This window comes from Amycolatopsis echigonensis (genome assembly GCF_014174495.1).
Lineage (GTDB): Bacteria > Actinomycetota > Actinomycetes > Mycobacteriales > Pseudonocardiaceae > Amycolatopsis > Amycolatopsis echigonensis.
On record NZ_JACJHR010000002.1, the window covers coordinates 116,326 to 132,946 of the forward strand.

Below are 16,621 nucleotides of genomic sequence, written 5' to 3' on the forward strand. Positions count from 1 at the left end.
TTAGCCGCCCCGGCCGGAGCCGACGATGCGGTCCTTCAGCGCCCGGGTGTGCCGCCGGCTGACCGGCAGCACTTTCTCCTCGTTGCCGATCACGACCTGGTAGCCGCCCTGGCCCATCCGCATTTCGGTGATCAGCGGCAGCGCGACCAGGAACGACCGGTGGATCCGCACGAATCCGGCCTTCTCCCAGCGTTCTTCGAGCTGGGCGAGCGGGATCCGGACGAGGTGGCTGCCCTCGGTGGTGAACAGACGCGCGTAGTCGCCCTGTGCTTCCACCCAGCGCACCGACGAGCGCGGGATCAGCTTCGTGGTGCCGGCCAGTTCGACCGGGATGACCTCGTCGTCGTTCTTCACCGGCTCGGAGCCGCCCTGGCCCGCGGGCGGCCCCGCGACCGTGGCGAGCTTCTCGCGCACGCGCGCCACCGACCGGTCGAGCCGGTCCTGCTGGAACGGCTTCAGGACGTAGTCGACCGCGCCGAGGTCGAACGCGTTCACCGCTTCCTCGGCGTGCCCGGTGACGAACACCAGTACCGGCGACGGGTTCATCGCGGCGATCACGCGCGACATTTCCATGCCGGACAGGCCGGGCATGTCGATGTCGGCGAACACGGCGTCGACCGTCGGCAGGCCGTTTGCCCGCCGGGCAGCCAGTTCCGGGTCGTCGTGCGAGAACAGCCGCAGCGCGTCGGAGGCGTCCGAGGCCTGGAAAACGCGGTGGATGTGCGGGTTGTTCTGGAGTCCGTGGCTGAGTTCGTCCAGCCCGGCCAGCTCGTCGTCCACGGCAAGGACGATGAGTTTCCGGGTGTCGTCGTGAGCACTCACAGTGAGACGCATCCTGCCGATTGCGAGGTGCATTGTCCAGACCCCAGCGCAGAGTACCGCTTGTGAGTGGCGTACCGGAGTCGCCGCTCACCCGCGGCTCAGAGCCCGAACCGCGACCAGGCCGCCTTGGTGGTCACCGCGTCCAGCAGCGCGCTCGCCGCCGCGGGCGCTCCGATGCCGAGCCGGGCGAGCAGCGGTTTCTTCGGCTCCGCCACGGAAATCTCGGCTTCCGGATACCGCTCGCGGACGATCTCGCGCAGCGAGCCGAGCCCGTCGACCAGTCCGAGGTCGACCGCCTTCTGCCCGAGCCAGACGTCGCCGGTGAACAGATCGGTGGAATCGGTCAGCCGGTCGCCGCGGCGTTCCTTGACCCAATCGACGAACAGTTCGTGCAGCTGGCTGTGCATGTTCTTCAGCCACTCGACGTCCTCGGGCTTCTCCGGGCTGAACGGGTCGAGCCGCGATTTGTTCTCTCCCGCGGTGTGCAGCCTGCGCTCGATGCCGAAGCGTTCGAGCAGCCCGGTGAACCCGAACCCGCCGCTGATCACGCCGATCGAGCCGACCACGGACGTGCGGTGCGCGTAGATCTCGTCGGCCGCACAGGCGAGCCAGTACCCGCCGGACGCGGCGACGTCCTCGGCGAACGCCAGGACCGGCACGCCTTTCTCGTCGGCCAGCTGCCGGATCCGCTCCGCGACCAGGCCGGACTGCGTCGGCGCGCCGCCGGGCGAGTTGATCTGCAGCGCGACCGCCTTGAGCCGGTCGTGCGCGAACGCCCTGGTGAGCGCGGATTCGACGGCACCGAGGTTGATCGCGCCACGGGCCAGCGGCGACGGCGTCGGCGTGATCACGCCGTGCAGCTTCACGACGGCGACCACGTCCTTGCGGTCGCCCCGGTCGCCGAGCACGGGAAGGCGGGAAGTCAGCTTGTCGGTCACGCTCATCTGCCCAGGCTAACCAGTTCAGTGCGCGGGCAGCATTCCCGAACGCGAGCCGCGCACCCCGTCGGGTTCCGGTTCCGGCTCGATCGCCGGCTGCGGCTGCGGCGGGACGTCGGCGGAGTAGTCCGGCATGTTCGGCCGCACGCCGAGCTTGAACTTCGGCACCCGCAACGCGACCTTCATGCCCGCACCCGGCGCGGTTTCGACGGTGAGCGCGTAATCCTCGCCGAAGACCTGCCGCATGCGCTGGTTGATGTTGCCGAGCCCGACGTGCGCGCCGGTGCGGTGCGCGTTGCGCAGATCGGTGAGCTGACGCGGGTCCATGCCGATGCCGTCGTCCTCGACCGTGATCAGCGCTTCGTGGCCGTCGTCCTGCGCGATCACCGTGACGCAGCCGCCGCTCGGCTTGCTGGCGAGCCCGTGTTTGACGGCGTTTTCCACGAGCGGCTGGATGATCAGGAACGGCACCACGACGCTCAGCACCTCGGGCGCGATCTTCATCCGCACCTCGAGCCTGCCGCCGAAACGCGCGTTCTCGATGGTCAGGTAACGGTCGATGTTGCGCAGTTCCTCGGCGAGCGTGGTGTACATGCCGGAAGTGCGGAACGAGTAACGAGTGAAGTCCGCGAAGTCCTGCAGCAGTTCCCGCGCTTCCTCCGGATCGGTGCGGATGAGCGCGGAGATCGTGTTGAGCGCGTTGTAGACGAAGTGCGGCGAGATCTGCGCGCGCAGCGCTTTGATTTCCGCCTGCTGCAACTGATTGCGCGATTCTTCGAGCCGCGCGAGCTCGAACTGCGTGCACACGAACTGGCCCACGGCCTCGGCCATCTGCACCAGCTTGCCGCGCGTCCGCCCGACCACGATGAGCGTCGCCTCGGCCTCGCCCTCAACGAGAATCGGCACGATCGCGGCGGTCTTCATCTTGCAGGTGCCCCGGTGGTTGCAGGGCATCTTGTTGTGATCGGCGACGGCGCGGCGGTGTTTGCGCAACGCGGTCCCGATGTCGTCGACGACGTCCAGGTAGTGATCGGTGGCCTCGCCCGCCCAGGACAGCAGCGTGCCTTCACTGTCCGTGATGCCGACGGCCAAGCAGTCGAGCACCTCGAGCAGCTCCGCCGTCATCCGGTTGGCGGCCTCCTCGTCAAGCCCCGCCCGCAAGTTGGGCGTGGCCTTGGACATCCGGTGGACGGCCTGGAGAACGGCGTCCTGGATGACCCCCTTGGGCCGGCGCGCCCGGAAGGCGAGGACCAGCACCACGATCACCAGGATGCCGACCAGGGCCCACGGGACGACCAGCGCGTAGGGGAAGTCGGACACGACGTCCATGCTCTGCGCTCGACCGACCGGGTGCAAGGTCTGCTTCCCACTTTCTGTCCATTGGCGACGACCGAGGGTGGGCAAACCCTACCGTCACTCCCGGTGAGCGTGAGGATCTTGCGCCATTCGAGTGGCGATGGTGGCTGTGGGTCGCCGAGGAGTGGGGTGAAGGGACCATTCATCGCTACGCAAGGTTAGGGGTGAAGGGTCCCTTCATTGCTTGGCTAGTGCGGATGAGGGTTCTTGAGCTCGTCGCGGGTCGCGGGTCGCGGGAGTGCGGGGTCGCGGAAGTGCGGGGTCGCGGGGTTGCGGGACTGGGGTCGCGGGACTGCGGTGTTGCGGTTGAGTGGCAGGCGCAAAGCTCTGGCACCGGTAGGCGCACCGCTCTGGCTTGACCGCGCAAACCTCAGCACGCTCGATCTCAAGCGCACAAACTCCCACCCGCCCCGTCTCCCCAACCCCTACCCACCCAACCGCCGCCAACGCACCCAACAGATCCAGGCACCCAGCCCCTCCCCCGCACCCCGATACGAAGCCTCCCTGCGGGCTGGGGGTGCTTGTCAAGGCATCTTTCCCGCCTTGACAAGCACCCCCAGCCCGTCAGCACACTCAAGCTTCGGGGTGCCCCACCGCACCACCCAGACGCAATGTCGCCGCCAGGCGACGAGCCGACCAAACCCCCAAGCCCCACGAACTACTTCAACAACCGCGACATCCGCCGATCAGCCAACGGCTTCCCCCCAGTCTGGCAAGTCGCGCAGTACTGAAAAGACTTATCCGCAAAGGAAATTTCCCGGATAGTGTCCCCGCACACCGGACAAGGCAGCCCGGTCCGCGCATGCACCCGCAGCCCAGACCGCTTCTCCCCCTTCAACCGCGCAGCCTTCTGCCCCACCGACCGCTCGACCGCGTCCGTCTCCACCTCGCGGATCGCCTCGGCCAAAACCTCCAACGCACCCTCGTCCAGCTTCCCCACCGTCGCATAAGGCGACAGCTTCGCCCGGTGCATGATCTCGTCCGAATAGGCGTTCCCGATCCCCGCGATCACCGACTGATCGGTCAACGCCCACTTCAGCCGAGTCCCCTTGCCCTGGAACAACTCCCGCAACCGCGAAGCGTCAATCGCCAGCGCGTCCGGTCCCAGCCGGGCCACGCTCGCCACCTCGGAGGGATCCGCGACGATCCACACCGCCAGCCCCTTTTTCGTCCCCGCCTCGGTCAGGTCGAAGCCAGGTCCGGAAGCCGACTCCAGATGCACCCGCAGCGAGATCGGTCCCTTGCCCGGCTTGAGCGGAGCCGGGGACAGCGCGTCCGACCAGCGCAGCCACCCCGCGCGCGCCAGATGGACGACCAGGTGCAGGTCGCCGAGAACGATGTCCAGATGCTTGCCGTGCCGGGTCGCGTCGGTGATCTCGCGACCGTGCAGCTCGGTATACGGCGGCACCGCGGTCTTCAGCACGCTGAGCGACGCGACGTCGAGCCGGAAAACGGTGCTCCCCACGGCGTGTTCGCGCAGGTGATGGGCCAGTGCTTCGACCTCGGGCAACTCGGGCATGGCACCAGTCTCGCGCGCCGGCCCGGTTCCGGCCAGGGCTATTCGACCGGGTGCAGCGGACCGTCGAAGTCTGGCAGCGAATGCTTCTGGATCGTCTTCGAGATCCGCTTCACCTCGCCGGACACGGTGAACATGCCGCGGATCGTGCCGACCCAGCGCTCCGACGGCCGGTCGCCCGCGACGTCGCCCTCGGTCTCGGCGACCACTGTCCACGGGCGGCGCAGGATCCACCGCAGCGGGAAGAACAGCACCACCAGCAGCAACGCCAACATCACCCACGCCGGCACCTTCACGACATCCGGCGTCCAGACCACCAGCGCGATCACCAGGATCCCCATCACCACGATCATCGCGATGCCAGGTCCGTAACTGCCTGCGACGTCGTGTTCGAAATCGTCAGCGGTGGCGGGAGCCCGCCACTCCATCTGTGCGCGGACCACCCAATGGCGGCCGTCTTCGCCGCGCACCAGCCGGTTCATCCTGTTGCCTCCCGGGCGACGTCGAGCTCGGTCAACGTTACCGTGACCGTGCCGTCGAGCGCGAGGTGCTCACTGAGAGTTACTGGTGGTTTGCCGGGTTTTGGCTGTTCGGGAGGTTGCGTCCGCCGAGGAATCGGCCGAACCGGTGACACCTTTCCCGGACGTGGAGGCCGTCTTAGCCGATTTCGCGGGCTCGGCGGACTTGGCGGGCTTCGAAGACTTGGCCGGCTCAGCGGACCGGGAAGACTTCGAGGACTTCGGGCAGCCGGACGAGTCAGTGGAGCTGGACGACAGCGGAGCGGCCGGGGCGGGGTGCCGCGACCCGGTCGGCGTCGTCGTGACCGACGGCGGCAGGTACGAATCCGGCGACGGCACATACGACGAGGGCGGCGGAGCGTACGACGAAGGAGTCGAGTCGTCCGCCGTCGTGCTCAGCAGGCCCGGGCTGGACGAGTTTGTCGACGTGTCGATATCCGACCGCGATTCGGTGCTCGACGACCGGCTCGTCATCGGGGAACCCGAATGGCTGCCGTCCTGGCCGGGAAGATCGTCGCGCGGGGTGGAATCAGTCGAACCAGCCGAGCCCACCGCACCAGCCGAATCCGACGTCGACGACGAGGACTGCTCCCCGGGAACCGGCTGATGCACCGGCGGCAAATGCGGCACCTCGGCCGCCCCCAGATGCGGCGAGACATCCGCCGGACGGGCCGCCACGTGCGACGGCCGCGCGCTGCCGTTCAGCTTCCCGGAGATCACCCGCGGACCCTGCTGGACCGGCGGCGGAGGCGGCACCGGCGGCTGCAACGCCAGCTCCGGCGCACCACCGCCCAATCCGACGTCCTGCACCGGATGCGACCCGAACACCAGCGGACCAGCGGTCAGGCTCACCGCACCCGCCGCCGCGGTCGACGCCAGCGCGAGCCCGACCTTCACCTTCGAGCCGAACAACACGCTCTTCACCGACGCGACCGCGCCAGCGGCCTTCCCCGCCCCGGCCAACGCCGGAACCGCGAGCACCAGCACCCCGGCATGCGCCCGCAACGACGAACACACATCACGCAGCTCGTCCTGCGTCGCCCGGCACGACGGGCACCCCAGCAGATGCGCCTTGATCCGCTCCGCCTCCGCGCCCGTGACACTGCCCGCGGTGAACCCGCCGAGTTTCTCCACCACCGCGCGGCACGTCTCCGGACCCCGGTTCACCGACAAATGCGCCTGCAGATACGCCGCCCGCAACCCCTGCCGCGCCCGCCGCGCCAACGCCGCCGTCGCATTCGCCGACAAGCCGAAATGCGGAGCCACCATCGCCGGCTGCTCGCCCTCGACCTCGGTCTGCCACAGCACCGTCCGCCACCGCTCCGGCAAACTCGTGAACGCCGTCGTGATCAACGTGTGCTCAGCCGTCCGCGCCGGCGTGTCCACCCCAGCGCCCGCACGGAACGTCAACTCGTCATCAGTCACCGGAACATCGCGCCGCGCCCCGTGCCACTCCCACGACACCCGGCGCGCGACCGTCAGCAGATAAGCCCGGATGTAATCCCGCGGACCCGCACCGCGGCGCAACGCCTGCAGCACGCGGAAGAAGGTCTCCGCGGTGATGTCCTCGGCTTCAGAGCGATCCGCGGCAAGACTCTGCGCCAATCTGCGCACGGCCGCGGCATGCAGCTCGAACAACTCCCCGAACGCGGCATCCTCGCCGTCGCGCAGCCGCTTCAAAAGTGCCTGCTCGTCGGATTCCGAGGCCGCTGGTGGCGGCGCCGTGCCCAGCTCGGTCATCCGGCAAGGCACCTCCTCCCCCGAAGGACTCACCACTGAAGTCGATTGGGGACACCATACGGAGCAGAGCGCCCGTCGTCACCCCTTGTGCGCTCGACGTGACGCGCAAGCACCACATCTCAGCAGGTCCACGCCAATAACGGGGCCCCCGAAAGTGTCACCGAGACGAAGGTATAGAGTGTCTTCAACACCGAGCACCAAGCGGTTAACGCGGATGTAGCGCAGCTGGTAGCGCATCACCTTGCCAAGGTGAGGGTCGCGGGTTCGAATCCCGTCATCCGCTCGCGACTGAGAGACCCGTATCCACGAAAAGCGTGGATACGGGTCTCTCGCTATATCGCCCGGGGGCCGAGCCCCCGGAGCCCCCGCGGTGCCATCGGCTGCGGTTGGGGGGTGAGCGGCTTTGTAGCTTGCGTAGCAAGCGGAAAGCTGTTCGGAGCTGGGGCTTGTGGCGGTGCGCTCTGACCCGTGGAATGCGCCTGGTGGTTATAGCTCGTAGGTGTCTAGGACTGTGGGCGCTACTGGGGACAGGTGTGCGTCTTTTTGCTCGGTTATTTGCCCTCTTGCCATTCGGTACACCTGGAACGCGTTGTCGTGTTCTGGGTCTTGGTCGTCCCAGATGTGCAGGAGACCGTAGGAGCCCGGGGCCAGTTCTCCTACTCGCGCGAAGGTTTCCAGGAGCTGCGGCGTGATGGTGCCGCCGTGTTTGTCTAGACCACCCAGATGGAGCATGGGCAGGCCCGCGCTCCAGCGGAGGTCCACCAAGTCCAGCATGGTCGTGTTCTTCAGGGAGCGGTGGACCCGCTCCACCAAGCGCGCCAGCAGAGCTGCGTCGTCGTCGCCGGTCGCGGTGGCGGCGATGGTCACCCAGCCGTGGTATTCGAACACGTGCGAGACGGTAGCAGCGGCTGTGCTCAGCGAGTCAGCGCAGAGGGCTGGCCGTCCCGGCGCAACTGGTTCGTGAGGATCCCGTCAGCATGCTTTTCGACCGCCGGGAGCAGTTTCTCGCCGAAGACGCACAGGGTGCGCTCCCACGGGTGGCCGAGCGTGCCGTAGCTGAAGTCCTCGGCCAGGAACAGGTGGTAGTCGCCGCGCGGGAAGACCGAGACCGGCCAAGGCGCGTTCTGCTGCATGCGATGCGGCCAGAACTTGAACGACTGGTGCTGCCAGTGCAGCACCCACAGCCACTCGTCCTCGGCGGTCGTCTCCTGCAAAGCGGCCAGCACGGCGCGGGCCACGTCGTGCTCTTCCACCGCGTACGGGCCGAGGCGGAACTCGGCCGAGGCGCGGTCGTACTCGCCGGTGGAGAGATCCCAGGTAGCCGACGGGCGCGGCTCATGGAACCCGGGCCAATCGTGCGCGAAGGTGCTCGGCCAGAACCTGAGCTTGTCGTGCACCCAGTACCAAGCGGGTTCGTCAGCCACTCGAGAGAGCGGCTCCCAGGCTGCAGCAGCGTTCACTTGTCGACCTCGAAGTCATCGACCGGGCTCGAAACTGCCGAAAGCTTCGTGTCCGGGACCGGGATTGTCCAGTCCACCGGAGCCGAGCGCCAAGCTGTCACTCGACTGGGTGGCCCGCGGACCGGGAAACACCGCCCGGTCCGCGGGTTCCTTACCCGAGACCCCCGCCGTTCATGCACGCAGCCGTTATGCGGCGCGCCACAGCGTGACGAACGCCGACGCCTCGCTGGCGGCCCACGGCCGCAGCCTCTCCCGGTCCCGCGCCGACAAGGTGAACTCCTTCGCCCGGCGCACGTCCACGACCAGCGCCTCCCCGCCCGGCAGCAGATCCGGCATGCCCTCGTCGAGCAGCCACAACGCGAGCTGCGCCGCGTCCCGGGCCAGCGGTTCCTCCTTGAAGTACAGCCAGGTGGCGTATTGGCGGCCGTTCGCCTTCCGCAGCCCCAGCTGCGGGCTGATGCCGATCTCCAGCTCGCCGAGCGAGAACTTCGCCCGGCCGACCTCGACCAGCTTCGGATCGCGCCTGCCGAGGTAACGCAGCCAGCCCTCGGCGATGGCCGCGTAATGCGGACGGGTGCGCTCGTCGGCGTTGTTGACCAGCGCGCGCATGGCCACCTCGTCCTGCCGCGCCGCCCGGCCTGCCCGGACCGCGTTCGCCGCGCGCCGGTAGTAGTTGAACGCCGCCCGGGCCGGGTCCTCGTACAAGCGGCGCTGCCTGCGGACGAACGACGAACGCGACGGGCCTTTGCTCGCGCTGTATCCGACGAACGTGGGCAGCGTGACGTAAGCCGGCGTGGGAGAGGTCATCGGGCGGCCGCCTTCCGGTGGATGGTTTCCCCAGTACACGGCCAATTTTAGAACATATGTACGACAGTTTTTGCCGCTTAACGGGTGACTGGCGGCCAGGGACCGGCCAGTACCGAGCGGGCCTGCTGCAGAACCTGTTGCTCGCAGTAGCTGACCGGCGTGACGTCGGTCGGGATCCAGGTCGCGAGCATCGCCAGCCACTGGCGAAGCTCGGAGAGAGCCTCGGGATGGCCGAGCCGTCCGTCGAGGGCTTTGACGCTCTTCGCCGCTTCGGCGAGCCGGACGTCGCCGCGCACCATCTCGCCGAGGTGTTCGCCCATCAGCTGCCATTGGGCGGCGGTGGCGTCGGGCGGGAGTTCGATGCCCAGTTCGTCGACCACATTCGAGAAGGCGGCGGAAACCGCCTGGTGGTTCCGATGGTCGAGGGAGGCCAGTTCGGGAAGGGAGGGCGCGTCGAGGCCCTCGCCGACAGCACGGGCCCCGGCCTCGACGAGTTCGGCGGAGGTGATGTCGAGACCGGCGAGCCGATCCACGGCAAGGGCGGCGAGCGCACCGCGCGCGGAGGACATGCCTCGATCGTACGGACGCGGCGATTTCCCCGGCTGCCTCGCGCGGGTGCCTGATCCGGGCTGATCTTGCGCACCTGAGCCCCGCGGAGCGAGGGCGCGTGGAACACTGTCGCCCGAACCGGTGACAGGGGGTTGTGATGAGCTGGCAGGAAGAGCTCCGGCGCTTGGACGCGGAGTTGGCCGCCGGCCGCCTCGGGCACGCCGAACACCGCCGCCAGCGCGACGAACTGCTCGCCGAGGCGTCGGGCGGCGGGGCGGCTTCGCCAGTGGCGTCGCCGTTGCGCCAGGACGCGCCGTCGCCCAGCGGATCACCCACCTGGAGCAGCCCGGTGCCCCAGGCGACCTCCGGCAGCACGGACAGCACCACCGGACCGGACAGCCAGGCGACACCGGCACCGAGCAGCTCCGCCGAGAGCAGCACGCCGCGAGCCGAACCGAACGCGTCGCAGACCGTCGCGACGAGCACTGGGCAGGGCCCGACGACCACGCGCCGGTCGGGGCCGGACAGCACGACCTCGCCGAGCGCTCCATCCGGCACCACTTCGCCCAGCACACCCTCCGGCACCACCTCGCCGAGCACCTCGCCCGGTACCGCCTCGCCCAGCGCCCCCTCCGGCGGCACCTCGCCCGGCACCACCTCACCCAGCGCCCCGACCGGCACGGCACCCAGCACTCCGTCCGGCACCGTCCCGCCCAGCACTCCGTCGGACGGCACCGCATCGACGCCGCCCGCCTCCAGCCCGGCACCTTCGAGCGGCCCGGCGACCCCCGCCGCGACCACCCCCGCCGCGTCCTTCTTCTCTCCGCCGCAGAGCCCGGCCGCACCGCCGCAAACCCCCGCCACGCCGCCGCCGAGTCCGGCAGGCCAAGTCAGCCCGCCCCCTCCGCACCAGCCTCAGCCGCCGCTGCCCGCCCAGCCGGGAACCTGGCCGGGCGTCGCTCCGGTGCAGTGGCACACCCCTGGCCAGCAGCACCAGTCGAACCAGCCGGTGGTCGGATGGGCGAGCACCAACCCGGCGATGCCCGCGCCGGAACCGCCAGCGGTCGAATCGTTCCTGAATTCCGCGGCGGCGTCCTCGTCGGCCGAGAAGACCCAGCCCGCCTTCTCGCACACGCCGGGCACCCCGTTCTCCACCGACCGGCCGACCACCGCGCCGAGCCCCGCCGACGACCGGCCCACCGCGGTCTTCGGGGCGATCCCCGCGAACGGCAACCAGCCGGAGCCGCGCCGGCTCTGGGAGGACGACGCCAAACCGCGCCGCGGGAAGCCGACCTGGCTGTTCCTGTCGCTGGCCGTGCTCGTCGTACTGGCGCTCGTCGTCGGCGGCATCTGGTTCCTCGGCACCAAGAAAGATTCGAACGATTCGGCTACGCCGCCGCCCGCCGCGTCGTCCGCGCCGAACACCCAGCCCGCTTCGCTCGAGGACAAGCTGCCGACGCTGCCGGGCACCCCGAATCCGGAAAACTCGACCATGGCGCTGGACAAGGCGGTCCAGGCCAAGGCCGTCTCCGACGCCGACGCGAACCTCATGCGCGCGGCTGGCGCGGACCAGCTCGTCTACCACGCCTACGCCGGTACCGACGGCGGCACGACGCTCATCGCCGTGCCGACGCCGTCCAAGGCGCAGGCCGGTCAGCTCGTCCAGGGACTGCGGCAGAACCTCGTCACCGGCGGGTTCGACAGCAGCCCGCTCGGCCCGGCGGCCACCGATCTGCTCTACACCGGAAGCAGCCCGGCCGGACGCGTGCTGGCCTTCTGGTACACCTCCGGCGGAGTGTCGGTCGGCATCGGCGTGTCGGGCCCGGTCGACCAGGATCCGGCGGCGCTGCGGTCGCGGATGGAAGAGATCCGCGCGAAGGTCGCGGCCGCGCTGCCCGCCAGCTGAACACACCCCGGCGCACTAGCCGACCCGCCAGGTCACGTGGGGTCGCACCCGTGCACAATGTCCACGTCGTCACACACAATCGGGTAGCGACGACGCATTGACCGTCGCCATGCCGACAGATAAGGGGGGCCCTGGTGTCCTGGCAGGAGGAGCTGCGCCGGCTGGACGAGGAGCTCGCGTCAGGGCGACTGTCCGCGGACGACTATCGCATCCGGCGTGATCAGGTGCTGTCGTCAGCTGTCGGCCAGCAGGACCAGCCCGCTCCGCCGCCGCCGAGCCAGAGCGCGGACTCGACGCAGGTGATCGCCCCGGTCAGCCCGCCCGGCGGAGTGCCGCAGCAGCAGCCGCAGGCCCCGCAGCAGCCGCCCGCCGACGGCGGTGCCGAGCGCACCCAGGTCGTGCAGTCGTGGCAGACCCAGCAGCCGCCCGCGGACGCCGGTCCCGAGCGCACCCAGGTCGTGCAGCCGCAGCAGCATCAGCCGCAGGCGCACTACTCCCCGCCCGGCGGGTTCCCGCAGGGCACGCCGTCCTCGCCGCCCGGCGGCTTCCCGCAGCAGCAGCCGTGGAACGCCGCCGACAGCGACCAGACCCCGCCGTGGGGCGGCGGCGATCTTCCGCCGCTCGGTCCGTCCGGGGGCGACTCCGAATGGGTCCGCCAGGGTCCGGAGTACTTCAGCGACAAGCCGAAGAAGAGCAACGGCAAGAAGATCGGCGCGATCGTCGGCGCGGTGATCGTGCTGGCCGGCATCGCGTTCGGCGCGTACTGGCTGTGGGGCCGCGACAGCGGAGGCGGCGGCACCGACCAGACCACCGCGCAGCACCAGCCGGGTCCGTCGTCGGCCCCGAAGCCGCCGGACCCGCTCGGCGTCGCGAGCATGCCGGGCAAGGCCGAGACGCACGACGACATCACGTCGTTCTCGCAGGTCGACACCCTGAAGTACCTCAACCCGCAGGAACTGAGCGCCTACCAGGCGTCCGGCGCGTCGAAGGTCAAGTTCGTCGTGTACCACCTCGACGACGGCAACGTGATCACGCTCTTCCTCGCCCAGGCCAGCAGCCCGACCGCGGCGAAGACCGCGGCCGAGAAGCTGATGGAGGTCCAGGTCACGAACGGGGCCAAGCGCGACACCACCGCGCCGAACGGCGTGTTCGCCACCTCGATCGACCCGAAGGAAGGCCAGTCGGCCCAGTCGCGCGGGCACTACGCGCACGGGAACGTGGTCGTCCGCGTCGAGGTGTCCGGCAAGGCCGCCGAGCAGACGAAGACCGACTTCACCACCGCGCTGAACCAGCAGCTCACGGTGCTGACCGCCGATGCCTGAGCCCGGGACCACCGCCTGCACGATCGTCGCCCGCAACTACGTGCCGGCCGCGCGCGTGCTGGCCCGCTCCTATCTCGAGCACCATCCGGGCGGCCGCTTCGTCATCGCGGTCATCGACGCCCCGCGCGACCAGTCGGACCGGGCCGGCGACGGACTCACCGTCGTCGGCCCGGCCGCGTTCGGCATCGACGAGGACGACTACCTGCGGATGGCGACCGCGTACTCGGTCACCGAACTCGCCACCTCGGTCAAGCCGTATCTGCTGCGCGAGCTGCTGAAAGAGTCCGAGGCCGCGATCTACCTCGACCCGGACATCGAGCTGTTCGCGCCGATCCCCGAGGTCGCCGAACTGGCCCGCGAACACGACATCGTGCTGGCGCCGCACTTCCTGACCCCGTTGCCGCAGGACGGCATGGAGCCGGACGACGCGGTGATCATGGGCACCGGCATGTTCAACCTCGGCTTCATCGGCGTCGGCCGCGGTGCCGGGCCGTTCCTCGACTTCTGGGCGGGCAGGCTGCGCCACGACGCGATCGTCGCGCCCGAGCAGCAGCTGTTCACCGACCAGCGCTGGGTCGACCAGGTGCCGTCGCTGTTCCGGCACCACGTCGTCACCGACCCCGGCTTCGACGTCGCGTACTGGAATCTCCACGAGCGGCCGATCGGCCGCGACGAGGACGGCACCCTGACCGCGGGCGGCGCGAAGCTGCGGTTCTTCCACTTCAGCGGTTACCGGCCGGAGAAGCCGTGGCTGCTCAGCTTCCACTGCGCGCGCAAGCCTCGCGTGCTGCTGTCGCACAACGACGACCTTCGCGCCATCTGCGATTCGTACGGCACGAAGCTGCGCGAAGCCGGGTACGCCGAGTCGCTCGACTCGATTCCGTACGGCTTCAAGGACTTCCAGGACGGCACGCCGGTGCCGAAGCTCGCGCGGCGCGTTTTCCGCGAGGGTTGGATCAAGGCCGAGCGCAAGAAGAAGCCCGCGCCGCCGCATGCGTACGGCGAGGACGGCGGGCAAGCCCTGCGCGAATGGCTCGCCACCCCGGAGGACCAGGGCCAGGCCGCGGCTGGGCTGAACCGGCTGACGCACGCGATCTGGGCGTCGCGGATCGACCTGCAGATGGCGTTCCCGCATCCGTACGGCGACGACGCCGACGGCTTCCGGCACTGGTGCGCCGGATCCGGCGTCTCCGAGGCCGGGCTGCCGGAATGGGCGCTGCCGTCCGAACCGGTCACGACCCGTCCGCCGCACGACGACTTCGGCGTGAACCTGCTCGGCTACCTGACCGCTGAGCTGGGGCTCGGCGAGATGGGCCGGATCGTGCTCGAGGCGATCGAGACCGGCGGCGTGCCGGTGGCCACGGTGCTGGAGGAGAAGGCGGTCTCGAACCGCACCGGCATCGAACGGCCGGCGACGGTCGGCGATCCGCGGTTCCCGGTGAGCGTGTTCGCGGTGAACGCGGACCAGACCCGCACCATCCTGACCAACCACCCCGAGGTCGGCGCCGGGCGCTACCGGATCGGGCTGTGGGCTTGGGAGCTCGAAGACTTCCCGCAGTGGCAGCACGAGGCGTTCGGAATGCTCGACGAGATCTGGACGGTCAGCGACTTCTGCCGCCGGGCGTTCGCCGCGCATTCGCCGATCCCGGTCAAGACGATCCCGGTGCCGGTGCGCGATCCGGGCGAGCCGTCACCGCCTGCCCGCGAAAAGGGCGAACCGGTGCGGTTCCTGTTCGCCTTCGACTTCAACAGCGTCGCGGAGCGCAAAAACCCTTGGGGTGCGGTCGTTGCGTTCCAGCGGGCGTTCCCGGGACGCGAGGACGTCCGGCTCACCGTCAAGGCGATCAACGCGAAGCTGCACCCGCAGGCCGCCGAACGGCTGCGCGCGGTCGTCCGCGGCGACGACCGGATCGAACTGGTCGAGCGCTACCTCACTGTCGCCGAATTGCACGAGCTGTACGAGACCAGCACCGCTTACGTTTCGCTGCACCGCAGCGAGGGCTTCGGGCTCACCGTCGCCGAGGCGATGGCGCGCGCGATGCCGGTGATCTCGACGGATTACTCCAGCACCACGGAATTCCTCGACGCGTCCACCGGCTGGCCGATCCCGTACCGGCTGGTGCCGGTCGGCGAGGGCAACTACCCGTACCACGCCGACGCGGTCTGGGCGGAGCCCGACCTGGACGCCGCGGCGACCGCGATGGTGCAGATTGCCGACGACCCGGCCGAGGCGGCCGCTCGCGGCAAGCGTGCGCGGGAGGTCATCCTGCGCGAGCGGTCGATGGCGACCGCGGCCGAGTGGATGCGGCGCGAGCTGCGGCAGGCGTACGAAACGTGGCAGGAGCGGCAGCGCACCGCGGCGCCGCCGCCGGAGCACCCGCTCAGCCCGCTGCAGCAGGCGACCGAGGCGTTGCGCTGGCGTCCGGAAGCGGACACGCCGTCGCGGCTGCCGCTCGCGCCCGCGCTGCGCAAGGCCGTGCTGCGCGCGATCGACCACTACGACGTGCACCAGCGCAACGTGATGGGCGCGCTGCTCGCGGCCACCGAGGAAAGCAACCGTCGGTTGCTGGACCGGATCGAAGACCTGGAACGCACGATCGACGAATCGCGCCGGGCCGCGCAGTCCACGCGCACGCTCGGCGAACGGCTCGAAGCGTTGCGAGGCACGGTCAACGAGCTGCGTCGCCAAGCCCCGGAGACGGACCTGGCGCTGCGCAATCTCGAAGCGGACGTCGCGAAGCTGGCCGAGGGTTACGACGGCGTCGGCGCGGAGGTCGAAGCCGCGGCGGGGACCGTGCACAAGATGTTCGCGCGCCGCGACGAGCGCCTCGACGCCGACGAGAAGGCCATCCAGCGGGTGACCCTCGACGTCAGCGCGATGCGGGACGCGGCCCGGCTCCGGCACGCTCCGGTGCCGCGCGGGGCGGACGTCGTCCAGTGCGATGTCGGCGCGCTGCTGATGCCGGTCGACGAGGTCATGCTGCCGTGGATCCTGTTCCACCGGTCCTGGGAGGACAGCGAAGCCGAGCTGATGGCGTCGCTGGCGAACGGCGCGTTCCTCGACGTCGGCGCGCACGTCGGCTACCACACGCTGCGGCTGCTGCGGGCCACGCCGGAAGTGACCAGGGTGATCGCGGTGGAGGCCGACCCGGTCAACGCCGCGTACCTGCGCCGCAACGTCGAGGTCAACCTGCCGCCGGCGGCGGGCGAGCTGGTCACCGTGGTCGAGTCGGCCGCGTGGGACGAGCCCGGCACCGTGCACCTGACGCAGGCGACCCCGGGCAACAGCGGCGACAACCGCGTCAGCACGGGCGGCTCCGGCGTCGAGGTCCCGGCGGTGCGGCTGGACGCCGTGCCCGAGGTGACCGAACAGCGGATCGGCCTGGTGAAGGTCGACCTGCAGGGCCGCGACCACCGTGCGCTGGCGGGGCTGACCGAGGTGCTGCGCCGCGACCGGCCGCACGTCGTGTGCGAGTTCGACCCGGGCGCGATCTCCGAGCTGGGCGACGACCCGGCCGCCGTGCTCGCCGGATACCGCTCGCTCGGCTACACGCCGAAGGTGGTCACCGACGACGGCCCGGCAGAACAGGTGCTCGACGACCCGGCGATCATCGCCGCGGCCAAGGCGGACGAGAAGGAATTCGTCACGCTGTGGCTGGCACCCTGAGCTGATCGCGCACGTGGTGC

13 protein-coding genes and 1 tRNA gene are annotated in these 16,621 nt (G+C 69.8%); 4 read left to right on the forward strand and 10 right to left on the reverse strand.

What is annotated here, in order from left to right:
* The 6 genes from H5411_RS02105 to H5411_RS02130 form a co-directional block, all read right to left on the reverse strand.
* The gene (locus tag H5411_RS02105; protein WP_167441941.1) at positions 1 to 834 is read right to left on the reverse strand and encodes a LytR/AlgR family response regulator transcription factor; all 834 of its coding nucleotides are present in this window, start codon (positions 832 to 834) and stop codon (positions 1 to 3) included.
* A gap of 86 nt (positions 835 to 920) precedes the next feature.
* Complete coding sequence (locus H5411_RS02110) at positions 921 to 1,766, reverse strand: S49 family peptidase (protein ID WP_101436587.1); 846 nt, start codon at positions 1,764 to 1,766, stop codon at positions 921 to 923.
* Between the two features lie 18 nt (positions 1,767 to 1,784).
* Positions 1,785 to 3,089 carry a sensor histidine kinase gene (locus H5411_RS02115; RefSeq protein ID WP_101436588.1) on the reverse strand — a complete coding sequence of 435 codons (1,305 nt, stop codon included), beginning with the start codon at positions 3,087 to 3,089 and terminating at the stop codon, positions 1,785 to 1,787.
* Positions 3,090 to 3,774: 685 nt separating this feature from the next.
* Positions 3,775 to 4,635 (reverse strand): Fpg/Nei family DNA glycosylase, encoded by an 861-nt coding sequence (locus H5411_RS02120; protein WP_101436589.1) that lies wholly within the window; start codon positions 4,633 to 4,635, stop codon positions 3,775 to 3,777.
* A gap of 38 nt (positions 4,636 to 4,673) precedes the next feature.
* Positions 4,674 to 5,114, reverse strand: coding sequence for a DUF983 domain-containing protein (locus H5411_RS02125; protein WP_101436590.1), 441 nt, complete (start codon positions 5,112 to 5,114; stop codon positions 4,674 to 4,676).
* A gap of 69 nt (positions 5,115 to 5,183) precedes the next feature.
* Complete coding sequence (locus H5411_RS02130; RefSeq protein ID WP_101436591.1) at positions 5,184 to 6,890, reverse strand: zf-HC2 domain-containing protein; 1,707 nt, start codon at positions 6,888 to 6,890, stop codon at positions 5,184 to 5,186.
* A 210-nt stretch (positions 6,891 to 7,100) separates the two neighbouring features.
* On the opposite strand from H5411_RS02130, the gene H5411_RS02135 reads away from it, so the two are divergent.
* Positions 7,101 to 7,173 (forward strand) — tRNA-Gly (locus H5411_RS02135).
* Positions 7,174 to 7,376: 203 nt separating this feature from the next.
* Here the strand turns inward: H5411_RS02135 and H5411_RS02140 are convergent.
* From H5411_RS02140 to H5411_RS02155, 4 genes are all read right to left on the reverse strand, one after another.
* Positions 7,377 to 7,778, reverse strand: a complete 402-nt coding sequence (locus H5411_RS02140; RefSeq protein ID WP_101436592.1) for an Imm7 family immunity protein — start codon at positions 7,776 to 7,778, stop codon at positions 7,377 to 7,379.
* 26 nt (positions 7,779 to 7,804) lie between these two features.
* Positions 7,805 to 8,314, reverse strand: a complete 510-nt coding sequence (locus H5411_RS02145; RefSeq protein ID WP_183122792.1) for a DUF2716 domain-containing protein — start codon at positions 8,312 to 8,314, stop codon at positions 7,805 to 7,807.
* 222 nt (positions 8,315 to 8,536) lie between these two features.
* Entirely contained in the window at positions 8,537 to 9,157 is a 621-nt protein-coding gene (locus tag H5411_RS02150; protein ID WP_183122793.1) for a hypothetical protein, read from the reverse strand.
* A gap of 77 nt (positions 9,158 to 9,234) precedes the next feature.
* Complete coding sequence (locus H5411_RS02155; protein ID WP_183122794.1) at positions 9,235 to 9,726, reverse strand: hypothetical protein; 492 nt, start codon at positions 9,724 to 9,726, stop codon at positions 9,235 to 9,237.
* Positions 9,727 to 9,863: 137 nt separating this feature from the next.
* Here H5411_RS02155 and H5411_RS02160 point away from each other — a divergent pair, with 137 nt between their 5' ends.
* The 3 genes from H5411_RS02160 to H5411_RS02170 all read left to right on the forward strand — a co-directional run bounded on the left by H5411_RS02160 (position 9,864) and on the right by H5411_RS02170 (position 16,601).
* A complete protein-coding gene (locus H5411_RS02160) occupies positions 9,864 to 11,612 on the forward strand; it encodes a hypothetical protein (RefSeq protein WP_183122795.1) in 1,749 nt (582 codons plus the stop codon).
* 134 nt (positions 11,613 to 11,746) lie between these two features.
* The gene (locus H5411_RS02165; protein WP_183122796.1) at positions 11,747 to 12,934 is read left to right on the forward strand and encodes a flagellar basal body-associated FliL family protein; all 1,188 of its coding nucleotides are present in this window, start codon (positions 11,747 to 11,749) and stop codon (positions 12,932 to 12,934) included.
* A complete protein-coding gene (locus H5411_RS02170; RefSeq protein WP_183122797.1) occupies positions 12,927 to 16,601 on the forward strand; it encodes an FkbM family methyltransferase in 3,675 nt (1,224 codons plus the stop codon). Before H5411_RS02165 ends, H5411_RS02170 begins: the two co-directional genes overlap by 8 nt.
* Positions 16,602 to 16,621: the final 20 nt, after the last annotated feature.

Bases quoted from the DNA above. Each gene is read 5' to 3' on its own strand.
- H5411_RS02105 (WP_167441941.1), bottom strand. From the start codon at position 834: ATGCGTCTCACTGTGAGTGCTCACGACGACACCCGGAAACTCATCGTC.
- H5411_RS02110 (WP_101436587.1), bottom strand. From the start codon at position 1,766: ATGAGCGTGACCGACAAGCTGACTTCCCGCCTTCCCGTGCTCGGCGAC.
- H5411_RS02115 (WP_101436588.1), bottom strand. From the start codon at position 3,089: ATGGACGTCGTGTCCGACTTCCCCTACGCGCTGGTCGTCCCGTGGGCC.
- H5411_RS02120 (WP_101436589.1), bottom strand. From the start codon at position 4,635: ATGCCCGAGTTGCCCGAGGTCGAAGCACTGGCCCATCACCTGCGCGAA.
- H5411_RS02125 (WP_101436590.1), bottom strand. From the start codon at position 5,114: ATGAACCGGCTGGTGCGCGGCGAAGACGGCCGCCATTGGGTGGTCCGC.
- H5411_RS02130 (WP_101436591.1), bottom strand. From the start codon at position 6,890: ATGACCGAGCTGGGCACGGCGCCGCCACCAGCGGCCTCGGAATCCGAC.
- H5411_RS02150 (WP_183122793.1), bottom strand. From the start codon at position 9,157: ATGACCTCTCCCACGCCGGCTTACGTCACGCTGCCCACGTTCGTCGGA.
- H5411_RS02155 (WP_183122794.1), bottom strand. From the start codon at position 9,726: ATGTCCTCCGCGCGCGGTGCGCTCGCCGCCCTTGCCGTGGATCGGCTC.
- H5411_RS02160 (WP_183122795.1), top strand. From the start codon at position 9,864: ATGAGCTGGCAGGAAGAGCTCCGGCGCTTGGACGCGGAGTTGGCCGCC.
- H5411_RS02170 (WP_183122797.1), top strand. From the start codon at position 12,927: ATGCCTGAGCCCGGGACCACCGCCTGCACGATCGTCGCCCGCAACTAC.